Annotated in this window: 9 protein-coding genes; 6 read left to right on the forward strand and 3 right to left on the reverse strand. The window is 73.8% G+C overall.

The annotated features are described in order from the left end of the window. From ABEB16_RS01990 to ABEB16_RS02010, 5 genes are all read left to right on the forward strand, one after another. Nucleotides 1-1,386, forward strand: a 1,386-nt coding sequence (locus tag ABEB16_RS01990; RefSeq protein WP_345710599.1) for a glycoside hydrolase family 43 protein, incomplete at its 5' end; no start/stop codon positions are given. A gap of 202 nt (nucleotides 1,387-1,588) precedes the next feature. Next, nucleotides 1,589-4,414 (forward strand): toll/interleukin-1 receptor domain-containing protein, encoded by a 2,826-nt coding sequence (locus tag ABEB16_RS01995; protein WP_345710600.1) that lies wholly within the window; start codon nucleotides 1,589-1,591, stop codon nucleotides 4,412-4,414. Nucleotides 4,415-4,505: 91 nt separating this feature from the next. Then, nucleotides 4,506-5,363 (forward strand): DUF4231 domain-containing protein, encoded by an 858-nt coding sequence (locus ABEB16_RS02000; RefSeq protein ID WP_345710601.1) that lies wholly within the window; start codon nucleotides 4,506-4,508, stop codon nucleotides 5,361-5,363. Nucleotides 5,364-5,551: 188 nt separating this feature from the next. Next, nucleotides 5,552-6,919: a tetratricopeptide repeat-containing protein gene (locus tag ABEB16_RS02005; RefSeq protein WP_345710602.1), complete on the forward strand. Its 1,368-nt coding sequence runs from the start codon at nucleotides 5,552-5,554 to the stop codon at nucleotides 6,917-6,919. Nucleotides 6,920-7,137: 218 nt separating this feature from the next. Beyond that, on the forward strand, nucleotides 7,138-7,878 hold the full coding sequence (locus ABEB16_RS02010; RefSeq protein ID WP_345710603.1) for a hypothetical protein: 741 nt from the start codon (nucleotides 7,138-7,140) through the stop codon (nucleotides 7,876-7,878). A 57-nt stretch (nucleotides 7,879-7,935) separates the two neighbouring features. Here ABEB16_RS02010 and ABEB16_RS02015 read toward each other — a convergent pair whose 3' ends face one another. The 3 genes from ABEB16_RS02015 to ABEB16_RS02025 all read right to left on the reverse strand — a co-directional run bounded on the left by ABEB16_RS02015 (nucleotide 7,936) and on the right by ABEB16_RS02025 (nucleotide 11,449). Beyond that, nucleotides 7,936-9,057: a patatin-like phospholipase family protein gene (locus ABEB16_RS02015; RefSeq protein WP_345710604.1), complete on the reverse strand. Its 1,122-nt coding sequence runs from the start codon at nucleotides 9,055-9,057 to the stop codon at nucleotides 7,936-7,938. Nucleotides 9,058-9,202: 145 nt separating this feature from the next. Beyond that, the gene (locus ABEB16_RS02020) at nucleotides 9,203-10,297 is read right to left on the reverse strand and encodes a TIR domain-containing protein (RefSeq protein WP_345710605.1); all 1,095 of its coding nucleotides are present in this window, start codon (nucleotides 10,295-10,297) and stop codon (nucleotides 9,203-9,205) included. Between the two features lie 600 nt (nucleotides 10,298-10,897). Next, nucleotides 10,898-11,449, reverse strand: a complete 552-nt coding sequence (locus ABEB16_RS02025; RefSeq protein WP_345710606.1) for an NADPH-dependent FMN reductase — start codon at nucleotides 11,447-11,449, stop codon at nucleotides 10,898-10,900. Nucleotides 11,450-11,554: 105 nt separating this feature from the next. Here ABEB16_RS02025 and ABEB16_RS02030 point away from each other — a divergent pair. Then, on the forward strand, nucleotides 11,555-12,064 hold a 510-nt coding region (locus ABEB16_RS02030), incomplete at its 3' end, for a MarR family winged helix-turn-helix transcriptional regulator (protein WP_345710607.1).

The raw sequence follows: 12,064 nt of genomic DNA on the forward strand, positions 1-12,064 counted from the left end.
AGCCGGGACCTGGTGAACTGGCGGCTCCTCGCCCACGCGCTGCCCCGGCTGCACCCGGCGGACCACTTCGACCTGCCGCGGCACGGCGGCGGGGTGTGGGCGCCCTCGATCCGGCACCACGACGGGGTGTTCCACGTCGTCTACCCCGACCCCGACCGGGGCATCTTCGTCGTCAGCGCCACCGACCCGGCCGGCCCGTGGAGCGCGCCCCGGCTGCTGCTGGGCGGCCTCGGCCTCATCGACCCGTGCCCGCTGTGGGACGAGGACGGCACCGCGCACCTCGTGCACGGCTGGGCCCGGAGCCGCAGCGGCGTGAAGAACCGGCTGAGCCTGGTCCCCGTCGACGCGGGTCTCACCCGGCCGCTCGGACCGGGGCACGTCGTCGTCGACGGCGACGCGCTGGCGGGCTGCACGACGCTGGAGGGGCCGAAGCTGTACCGGCGCGACGGCTGGTGCTGGATCTTCGCCCCCGCCGGCGGTGTCGCCACCGGCTGGCAGTCGGTGTTCCGCTCCCGCCGCGTCGAGGGGCCGTACGAGCACCGCGTCGTGCTGCGCCAGGGCGACTCCGGCGTCAACGGCCCCCACCAGGGCGCCTGGGTGGACACCCCGGACGGCAGCGGGTGGTTCCTGCACTTCCAGGACCGCGGCCCGTTCGGCCGCGTCGTGCACCTGCAGCCGCTGACGTGGGGCGAGGACGGCTGGCCGGTCATCGGCGAGCCCGGCCCGGACGGGTGCGGCACCCCGGTGACCGGGCACGCCTCCCCCCACGGTGCGGTGCAGGGCCCGCGGTCCCTGCCCGGTTCGGACGACTTCGCCGCGGGCCTGGGCCGGCAGTGGTACTGGCAGGCCAACCCCGGCGACGGCTGGGCGCGCGCCGGCGGCGGGCGGCTGGAGCTGTGCGGCCCCGCCACCGACGCCGGCAACCTGCGCGGCCTGCCGCAGGTGCTGGCCCAGCAGCTGCCCGGCACCGGGTGCCGGTGGACGTGCACCCTCGAGCTGGACGGGCCGGTGGGCGCCCGCGCGGGCGTGACGGTGCTGGGGCGCTCCTACTCCTGGTGCGGGGTGCGCCTCGACGGGACCGGCACCCGCTTGGTGGCGGCGGTGCGCGGCGACGGCGACCACGAGGAGACGCTCCTCGTCGACGAGCCCCTGCCCGGCCCCGGCGCCGTCGAGCTGCGCGTCGAGTGCGGTCCCGACGCGGTGCTCGGCCTCGCCGCCCGGTGCGGTGACGGCCCCTGGCGGACGCTGGGCAGCGGCCTGCGGGCCGAGCAGGGGCAGTGGGTGGGCGCCGAGATCGGGGTGTTCGCCGCCGCCCCCCTCGGCTCGCCCGAACCCGCCCGGGCCGTCGTGGGACCGGTGCGGCTGGAGATCCCCGCAGGGCCCTGAGCCGCGGCCCGCGGTGCGGGGCGGCCCTCGTCCTCAGCGGTCCGGAGAACCGCTGCCGACAACTCCTCACCGCACGACGTCCGTTGCAGGCGGGCGACGGATCGCAGAAGATGCCCGTGAACGGCGGATGGCCGCCTGTGACGGTTCCCGACCGGCTCACCCGACGTCCGCCGAGGACATCCAGGAGTCGACCGGAGGCGTCGTGAGCACTCGATCGACCGGCCGGGGGACCCGCCCGGGTCACGGCGGCTACGACGCCTTCATGTCCTACAGCCACGCCGCCGACGCTTCCCTGGCCCCCGGTCTGCAGAAGGGGCTGCAGCTGTTTGCCAAGCCCTGGTATGCCCGTCGGGGACTGCGCGTCTTCCGTGACGAGGCGAGCCTTTCGGCGGACCCGGATCTGTGGCGGTCGGTGGAGCGGGGGCTGCAGGCCTCCGCGTGGTTCATCTGCCTGGCCTCACCGGACTCCGCGGCGTCTGCGTGGGTGGCTCGTGAGATCAGCTGGTGGTTGGACAATCGCGGACCGGACACGATCCTGCTGGTCGTGACCGGTGGCCGCTTGCCGTGGGAGCCGGTCGTGCCGGTGGCCGACGTGACCGACGAGTCGGCCACGGAGCCGCCGAGCGCGCTGCCCCCCGCGTTGCAGGCGGCGGTGGAGGGGGAGCCGCGGTGGGTGGACCTGCGATGGGCACGAGCGGCGACCGACACGTCGCTGCGGCATCCCCGCTTCCGCGAGTGCGTCGCGGACATCGCCGCGCCGCTGCGAGGGGTCCCGAAGGACGACCTGATCGGGGAAGAGGTCCGACAGCACCGTCGCGCCCTTCGGCTGGCCCGCGCTGCGGTGGTGTCGCTGTGCACCCTGCTGGTGGCAGCCGTCGTGGCCGCCGCCGTCGCCGTGGAGCAGCGGGGCCAGGCCCGTGCCGAGGCTCGGGTGGCCTCGGCGCGGGCGCTTGCAGCCTCCTCCGGCAACGAGCTGCCCCGTCACGCCGACCTCGGCCAGCTGCTCGCGGTCGAGGCGTACCGCCTGCACCCGGACACGATGACCCGCGGCGCACTCCTGCGCTCGGTGTTCACCAGCCCGCAGCTGGCGTGGACCGTGCAGCACCCGGAGGAGGTCGCCAAGGTGGCGGCGTCCGGCGATGGCGCGATGATCGCAGTGGGTGGTGCGGCCGGCTCGCTGCGCGTGCTGTCCGCTGACGGATCCACCCTGTGGGATCCGCCGCCCCTGCCGGCTCGCACCTGGTCCCTGGCCGTCGACGCGACCGGCGAGGTCGTCGCTGCCGCAGACACCGACGGGCACGTCCAGGTCGCACACCGGAACGGAGCCCTCAGGTCCCACCCCGCAGGACCCGGTCGTCCCGGTTCCGCAGCGATCGTCGCGCTCGCCGCGGACGCCTCCGTCCTGTTCATCGCAGACGGGGCGGGCCCACGGCTGGTGAAGGAGCCGCTGTCCTCGTCCCAGGTGATCCCACTGGACCTCGGCGACCTGACACCTGGTGTGGCGCGCTTCACCGCGGACGCCTCGGCGCTGACCGTCACCGCCTTCGACGGGTCCCAGCGCACGATCGCGCTCCCCTCGCAACGCACGATCTCGGAGGTGTCGCAGCGCTTGAACCCTGCCGGGTTCTACATCCCAGCGGCCTCCGCGAACCTCGAGCACTACGGCCTGGCCAAGGACGGCTTCGTCGTGGTCCGCTCGCAGACCACCGAGGACGAACCGGTGTTCCCCGCGGCACCCCTCGCCGAGCGCGCCTTCGCCGTCGCCGACGGCGGGCGCAGGGTTGCCGTGGGCACCTCGGAGGCGGTGAGCGTCCTGGACGCCGACGACTCCCCGGGTCTCCTGGAGTTACCCCTCCCCCTGGCCGGCGCCGCACCCGTCGACGGGCTGCTCTTCCCCGGCGCGGGTGAGGAGCTCATCAGCTGGTCCGGCTCCCGCGTGACGTGGTGGGACCTGGCCGGCGCCGCGCGCTCCGCCGACGTCATCGACTACCTCCCCGACCACAGCGGTCCTGACATCCCGGTGCGCCACGCGCTCAGCCGGGACGGCCGTTTCCTCGCGTGGGCTGCCGACGAGCTGGTTCTCTTCGACCTGCTGGAGTGGCGCGAGGTGGCACGCTCGGCGCTGCCGGGTGGTGAGGGGGCCGGCCTGCGCTTCAGCGATGAGGGCAGCCGGCTGGTCCTCACCCCCGAGGGCGGCGCAGCGGAAGGACTTTCGCAGCGCCTCGTCGCGACCCGGCGCGCACGGGTGTTCGACACCGTGGACCTGACGGAGGTCGGTGACCTGGTGCTCCCCGGCGCGCCCACGCAGATCTGGCCGGCGCGTGGCACCGACGTCGTGGTGACCGCCCCGGAAGGACTGATCGGCCGTTGGGACACGGTCACGGGCGTGCTGGTGGAAACCCTGGTGGAGGCCCCCGACGGGGTGGAACTACGCGACGTGTACACCAGCGAGGTCCAGGACGGCACTCGAGGGCAGCTGGCCCGCGCCAGTGATGATCGTGTGGAGGTCGTGAACCTCGGTGACGGGCGCACGAGGACCTTCCCCCTCCGGCAACGCCGGGTGGAGGCGTGGGACGAGGCCGACCGTCTGTGGACCGCGACCCGTGACGGCCTGCTCGAGGCGCTCGACCCGCGCAGCGGACGGGTCGTGGTGCGCTTGGACCCCAGGGCGAGCTACGCCTCGGTGCGCACCGGTGACGAAGGCCGCCTGCTGGTCGGCGTGATGCCCTCGGGGCGCATCGACGTGTGGGACGTGTCCAGCACCCAGTTGCTGCTCAGCTTCACCGTGCCCCTGCTGCGTGACGAGGAGGGGGCCGAGCCGGGGGTCCAGACCGAGGTGAGCGTCGTGCCCGGGAGGCAGGCCCTCGTGAGCTCCACCGCGGGAGGGGTGCTGGCCTGGTGGGACCTCGAGCCGGCGGCGCTGATCGCCCGCGCGTGTGCCTCGGTGGGGTGGGACCTCAGCGGGCGGGACTGGCGCCGCTACGCACCCGTCGAGCCGCCCTCGCACCTGCAGTGCGACCGACGGTGAGCCGGCCCGCGGACACGCGACCGCGCAGATCGTCCTTCCCCCGGCACGGCGGCGTGGCTAGCCTGCCAGCTGGGCTGGCCGAGGAGGCGCGATGCAGGTGCACGAAGCCTGGGAGCAGCACCGGCGCTGGTCGCAGCTCGCCACCTCGCAGAAGGCCGCCCTCACCCGCTGGCGCGCACGCGCCCTCGTGTGCCTGGTCCTCGGCGCCCTCCTCGGTGCCTGCGCCACCCGGTCGTGGCTCCCGCGGGAGCTGACGGCGACCATCGGTGCCGTCAGCGCCGCACTGCTCGCGCTGACCGCCTTCATCCAGGCGCGCCTCGTCACCGCGGCGCGCGTGCAGGCGTGGGTTGCGGCGCGCGCGACCTCGGAGGCGTTGAAAGGAGTGGTGTTCCAGTTCCTCACCGCCGTCGCTCCCTTCACCGGTGCCCAGCGCGAGCAGGTGCTGGCCGCCAAGGTGGCGCAGTGCGAGGAGCGCGGTCGCGACCAGGCACACCTGCTGGCCGGCGTACGCGGTGACGGCAAGGCCCTGCCCCCGGTGGCAGGCATCGTCGACTACGTCCGCGATCGCGCGCAGGAGCAGCGGGCCTGGCACGAGTCCAAGGTGGTCGTGCACCACGAGACCGCGCGGCGCTGGCGCTTCGCCGAGCTGAGCGCGACCGCGCTGGCGGCCGTGCTGGCCGCGGTCGGTGGTGCCCTCGGCGCCGACGTCTCGGCATGGGTGGCCGTGGCGACCACCGCGGGCGCGGCGTTCGCCGCGCACGTCGCCAGCGGTGAGCACGAGCGACTGGCGACGTCCTACGCAGCGCTCACCGCCGACCTGACGGCACTCCTGCGCCCCTTCGACGCCCAGCGGGCCGGCCCCGACCAGGCTGCCGCTTTCGTCGCCGCCGTCGAGGCCCGCCTGGCCGTCCAGGTGGACGGCTGGGCATCGCTGTTCCCCGCCACCTGACCACCCGCGCCGCCCGCCCGCACCGCCGACCCGCACCGCCGACCCGCACAGCCGACGACGACAGCGCCCGAGACGCAGCACAGGCACCGCAGGGAGGCTCCCGGTGATCGCTCACACCAGCCGACCGTCATCGCTCCACCGTGCCGCGGGGACGGTGCGCGGCCGCGCGGAGGGGCGGGGGAGCCGACGTGGCTAGGCCGGTCGCCTTCATGGTCATGCCCTTCAACCGCAAGGCCACCGGGCGCCTCGAGGACGGGGTTCCCGCCGAGATCGACTTCGACCGCCTCTGGCGGCAGGTGTACCGCCCCGTCCTCACCGATCTCGGATACCTCGCGGTCCGTGCTGACTGCGACGTCGGAGCCTCCATCATCCGCGAGATGATCCAGCGCCTCGTGCTGGGTGATCTGGTGATCGCGGACCTCACGTTGCCCAACCCCAACGTGTACTACGAGGTGGGCGTCCGCCACGCCGCGGTGGAGGACGGCTGCCTGCTCACCACCGCGGAGTGGGCGCGTTCCGCCTTCGACCTCGCCCAGGTGCGCCAGATCCGCTACCCCCTCGCCGACGGCAACGTCGCCGAGCCGGCGGCGGCGCAGGCGAGGGCGGTGCTGGGCGAGCGGATGCGCGCCGCGATGCCCGGCGCCTCCCCGGTCTTCGAGTCCGTCGCCGGCTACCCCCGCCGCGGCGACGACGGGCAGCGGCAGGCCTTCCAGGAGCTGGTGACCGATCTGGACGACTTCGACACCGACGTCACCGCGATCTACCACCTCCCGGCGCAGGAGCAGCGGGGCGCCGCGGAGGACGTCGCGCGGCGCTACCGCTCGCGCCCCGCCGTCCGGCAGGCCGACGCCCTCCAGCTCATCCGGCTCCTCCGCGACTTCGTCGATCCCCGCGCCGTCCTGTCCTACATCGGCTCCCTGCCCACCCACCTCGTGCGTCATCCGCTGGTCTGGGAACAGCGCTGCCTCGCCCTGGGCCACGCCGGCCAGCCCGCCCTGGCTGCCGGCGAGCTACAGGACCTCATCCGCACGCACGGACCCACCGCCGAGCGGCTGGGGCTGCTCGGCGGCCGCTACAAGCAGCTCCTCGAAGCCGCCACGAGCGAGGCGGACCGCCAGCGCTTCCTGCAACGCGCCATCGACAGCTACGCCGCAGGCATGCAGGCGGATCTCAACGACTACTACCCCGCCAGCAACCTGCCCCGCCTCTACCGCCTTCGCGGTGAACCCGGCGACGAAGAACTCGCCCACGACGCCGAGGTCGTGACCAAGGTCGCCTGCCACCGCGCCGTGGAACTCGGCATCGCCGACCGCTGGGTCCGCCCCACGCTGCTGGGGCTCGCCTTCGCCCGCGGCGACGTGGAGGAGAGCCGGCGACTTCTCCGGGAGGTCCGGCGCGAAGGGCCGCACGCGTGGGAGCTGCGCTCTCTGCTCGCCGATCTGCGCGTCGACGCCGAGCGTCACGAGCCCGCCGTCCAGGCAGCGCTCGTGACGGTCCTCGACGCCCTCCACCGCCTCCTCCCCGAACCGGGTTCCGCCGACGGATCGGATCGATAGCGCCGACGACACCGGCACCAGCAACCGTGGCGAGGCCGGGCCCGGACGGGGGAACCCGGACGGGGGGAGTTCGGGCACCGCCTCCCGGGGTGAGCACGACGGTTCGCGTCCCCACCGGGTGGCGACGCCGCTGTCGGCGGAACTGCGGGTTCGGTTGCGTCCCGGCGGAGCAGCGGGTTCCCTTGAGCAGGACCGGGGTGACGGCGGGGGGAGCGGGCGTGGACGCAGACCGAGCTCACCAGCCGCCCTACGTGCGCATCGGCAGCGCTGAGGAGATCGCCGGAGCGCTGAGCACGCTCGGGCAGGACCGGAATCGAGCGGTGCTCGTCTGCGTGGGTGGAGCCAGCGGCTTGGCGGGTGAGCACCGTGCGCTCCTGGACGACCTGCTGAGGACCACGCTGCTACCGCTGCTGCAGCAGCTGGGGGCGGCGGTCGTCGACGGGGGGACGGATGCAGGACTCATGCAGGCACTGGGCCGGGCCCGCGCGGCGGTCGCACCCGACCTCGCCCTCCTCGGCGTCGCGGCCGAAGGCACCGTCGCCGCCCCGGCGGGGGAGGACACCTCACCGCAGGCCGTGCACCTGGAGCCGGCGCACACCGCAGCCGTGCTGGTCCCGGGGCAGGAGTGGGGACAGGAGTCGCCCTGGCTCGCCGAGCTCGCCACCACCCTGGCCGGGGACCGGTGCTCCCTGACCCTCGTCGTCAACGGTGGGGACATCACCCTCTCCGACATCGAGCACAGCCTGGCGCGGCGCCGACCTGTCCTCGTGCTGCAGGGTTCCGGGCGCACCGCCGACCTCGTCGCCGTGGCCCGGCGCGCGAAGGCGACCGATGAGCGGATCGCCGCGATCGCCGCTTCACCCCTGCTGAAGGTGGTGGCCATCGACGATGCCCCGGCGCTGCGCGCCGCCGTCCTCGACGCCTTGCAACCCCCACCCGCTTCCCCGGCATCGCCATGAGCGCCGCCAGCGATCCCTGCCCCGGACCGGGATCACCACCCCGTCTCAGCGCTGGTCTCAGGGCCGGCCGAGGAAGTGCGCGAAGTGCTCGGGACGCACCGACCGCGCGACGCGCATCCCCACCGCCTGCAGGTCGGTGATGTGCTCGATGGAGTCGAGCTGCTGCACGGTCTCCGGCTCGACCTGCGGCAGTCCCAGAGCGTCCAGTCCTCTCCTGTCCAGGGCCGCGTCGTATCGGACGTAGCTGAACAGCGGCTCGCACAGGCGTCGGGGATCCGCCATGAGGTCGCCCAGTTCGCGATCGATCGTGGCGCCGAACCGGCAGTCCCCGAAGACGCGGCACAGGAAGTCCTGCTCGTGCAGCGCCGCGGACATCAACGCGGCGGGGATCGACGTCGCGTTGTAGAGGACGTTCATGTCCCCCGCCCGCAGGTGGTCGTCGGCCTTCGCGCTGGAGCCCGTGCCCACCGACACGAGCAGCAACTGATCCACCCCGGTGGGCCATCGCAGCTCGTACGCCGGCAACGTCGCCATGAGGAAGAGCTGGAACGCGGGATTGTTGTACATGGTGACCCCGCCGTCGACGAACAAGAACTCCTGCTCGCCGACCTGCACGGTTTCCGGTGGGAAGTACGTGGGTGCCGCGGTGCTCGCGCGCACCAGGCGCCACAGGGGCAGGTGCAGGTTGTTGTCGGACCGGTGGGCTTGGTTGTACTTCGCCCCGGGGTTGTTGCTCAAGGGCCACGGTGAATCGGTCGTCGCGTTGCGCAACACCATCATCAACAGGGACTTGAACTCTGCATCGCCGAACGTGGTGTCGGCGCCGAACAACTCCTGCAGGGTCGCCTTCAAGCGGGAGTCGTGGAACTTGTAGCGCCAGCGGCGGATGATGGAGGCGCGGTCGAACATGTCCGCCCCGTTGCGCGTGTACAGCTCCTGCAGGGTGGCCACCGGCATGCCGCGCGCGAGTCCCGCGGCGATGATGGCGCCGGTGCTCGTGCCGCCGATGTAGTCGAAGTAGTCGGCCAGCACGAAGTCCTCGCTCCGCCGCAGTTCCCGCCGCAGCATCTCCTCGATCGCGGCCAGGACCTCCAGCGTCACGATTCCGCGGATTCCACCGCCGTCCAGGGACAGCAGCTTCTTCGGCCCTGGCTCGTCGATCCGATCACGGTAGGACATGGGCTCTCCTGGGCTCTGCATCGTCGCCGCCGAGTGCGCTGGCCGGCTCACGCCGGGTCAGGTCGCTGCCTTCCTGTGGCGGGGGTCCGCCGCGTACGCGCAGCGTCCCCGCACGATCGTGGCCACGGTGGTGCCCGCGCGCACCTCACAAGCCCTTGGCGCGCCCGGAGCGGACCATCGCCCCGCCGCCGCCACCGATGAAGATGCCGCCCGTGAAGACCGCGAAGGCGACCAGAACCGGCACCTCGGATCTGTCGGCGCCTGAGGACAGCGAGTGCTCACCTGCATAGATGAAGGAGGCGAACCCGAGTATGATCATGACAAGACCGACGACCTCGAGCACCCGGCCGATGCGCATGCGGACGCGGTCCGGGTTGGTGCGTCCCTGGCGCTCCATCACCCCCAGCAGTGCCTCGTCGAGGCGGTGGGCAGCCCTGTCGCGCTCCACCTGCTGATCCGGCGAGGGCGACGTCAGCGCCGAGATGTCGACGAACTGACTGCGTTGCAGCACGAAGTGCAGCTCATCGGGCAGGCGCACGTGATCGACGACGGCGGGGATGATCGGAACCCGCAGGTTGCGAGCAGCAGTGATCTCGTCGAGCACCCACTCCTTGGACACCGAGCGCGCGGTGACCAGGAGGACCACCGCGGAGGAGGAGCGCAGCGCCTGCTGGATGCTCGCAGCCCAGGAGGCGCCGCCGACGATGGAGCGCTCGTCCAGCCACGGCTGCCAGCCCTGCCGCTGCAGGGAGGCTGCGACCGAGCGCGCCAGTCGCCTGTCCTCCGAGGCATGGCTGATGAAGATGCGCCGCGCCGACGGTCGGACCGTGCGCGACGGCGACGACCCGACGGCAGCGGACGCGTCGGAGAGGTCGCCGGGTGCCGCGTGCAGCGGTCGCGGGGCAGGTGGCGCGGGCGACCCGGTCACGGATGGGCCCGGCGGCAGGGCCACGTCGGCTTCGACCGGGCCCCAGCGCAGCACGTCACCGTCGCGCAGCGGTGTCCAGTCCGTGACGCGCCGGCCGTTGACCTCGCTACCGTTGGTGGAGGAGAGATCACGCATCCACAGCTGCCCGCCCTGTCGCAGGAGTTCGGCGTGGTGGTTGCTCACTTCGGCCACCGGCAGGCGGATGTCGGCGCTCGCCGCGCGACCCACCTCGATGCTGCCCTCCCGCAGGTCGATCACCCGGCCCCGGTCGGCACCGTCATGAACGATCAACCGCGGTGCTGCCCCGTCCACGTCGCCCTCCCCTCCCACCCCTGCCGCGAACGCGGCGCCACGATCGAGGCGGCGCCGTGGTGCGTGCTCGGGCGCGCGTTCTGCGGCGCACCCGCGGCGCGGCCAGCGCAGGCATGCTGTCTCATCAGGGCCTTCCCGGCGGCGATGCGGTGGGCGGAACCTGGCGTCCAGTGTGCGACGCCCCGTCGGGCGGGGGAAGTCTCCCGCCCGCGGTCCCCGAAGAGAGGAGGTGTTCCCCACCGCAGATACAGCAGGACCTGTGAGCCTCTGGGATCATCGGCCCCGGTGGGGGGCGGTCCCCGGCGGCGGGGCACCACCTGAGGCCTCGCACGCCCGCCCGGCGCGGTACGGCCGTGACCTGGACGCCGGCGTCGTCGCCGATGACCAGGCGGTGGGAGTGCAGCAGCGGCCGTCCACCGCGGTGGTGGTCTCGTCGGGGCGGCAGCGGTGGCAGCACCTGCCACTGCGCTCGGTCAGGCGGGAGTCGTGGACCGGCGTGCGCGATCCCTGACACACCCGTCGACCATCGACGCGGTGGGGGTGGCGGCCTGACGGCCACCACCCCCACCCGCCGTCCGCGACCACCGGCGCAACACCCGCTCAGGCGGCGTCCTCCTCGTCGGCGCCCTCGCTCACCTCCAGCGCGGCCAGGGCGGCGGTCACGACGGCCTGCAGCTGCTCCAGCAGCTCGGGGCTGACCTCCTCGCCGAGGGAGTCCGCGGCGTGCGGCACGGCGAGGCCCGCTCCCACGACGACGGCGCCGATGTTCGCCAGCAGCGCGGTGAGGTGGCCGAGGGCGCGGGCGGCGCCGCGGGAACCGGGGGAGGCGCTGAGCGCGAGGGCGGGCTTGTCGCGCAGCGCGCCCCGGCCGTAGGGGCGCGAGAGCCAGTCCAGGGCGTTGACGAGGACGCCCGGCACGTAGCCGTTGTACTCGGGGGTCACGACGACGACGAGGTCGGCGGCGTGCACCGCCGCGCGCAGCCCCTCGACCTGCTCCGGTGCGCCGGCGGCGTCCACGTCCGCGTCGTAGAACGGCAGCCGGGCCAGGTCCGCGTCGACGGTCGCGCCGGGCAGCAGCCCGGCCACCGTCCGCGCCAGTCGCGTGTTGAGCGACTGCGCGCGCGTGGAACCGGACAGGACGAGGATGCTCACAGCGGACGCCTCCAGGCGGTCGGGGAACCCGTCCGCCGCCGGGGCGCACGGGTTACGATCGGCCAAGACGTTAACCGGCTAACGATCCAGTCGCAAGGGAGCGCCGTGGACCAGCAGCAGGCGGAGGCGATCAACACCGCGATCCGCACGATCGCCATCCGGTCCCGCGCCCGCGCCGCGGCGCTGCTCGCCGACGTCGGCCTGCACCCCGGGCAGGACGCGCTGCTGCTGCGCCTCGCCGAGCGCGGCGCCTGCACCCAGGCCCAGCTCGCCGAGGCGTCGGGCTGCGAGGCACCGGTCGTCACCGTCACGGCCCGCAAGCTGGAGGCGGCCGGCCTCATCAGCCGCTCGCCCTCGCCGACGGACCGCCGCTCGGTCCTGGTGCGGCTGACGGCGGCCGGTGAGGAGGCGGTGCGGCGCGTCCGGGACGTGCAGCCCGTGCTGGCCCGGGAGGCCGTCGAGGGGCTGGAGCACACCTCGGCCGCCGAGCTGCTCGCCGTGCTGGAGGACCTCTCGCGCAGCCTCTGCCGCGCCGGGCGGGGCGGGGGAGCGGGGGACGCGGCCGCCGCGGTCCGCGGGGCGCCCGTGGGCACCGCGCGGACCGCGGCGCGCACC

The sequence above is a fragment of the Kineococcus glutinatus genome (genome assembly GCF_039542765.1).
In the GTDB taxonomy this organism is placed as follows: domain Bacteria; phylum Actinomycetota; class Actinomycetes; order Actinomycetales; family Kineococcaceae; genus Kineococcus_A; species Kineococcus_A glutinatus.

What these genes read in the sequence shown, in the direction of transcription:
- ABEB16_RS02015 (WP_345710604.1), bottom strand. Translation starts at nt 9,057, where the DNA reads ATGTCCTACCGTGATCGGATCGACGAGCCAGGGCCGAAGAAGCTGCTG.
- ABEB16_RS02000 (WP_345710601.1), top strand. Translation starts at nt 4,506, where the DNA reads ATGCAGGTGCACGAAGCCTGGGAGCAGCACCGGCGCTGGTCGCAGCTC.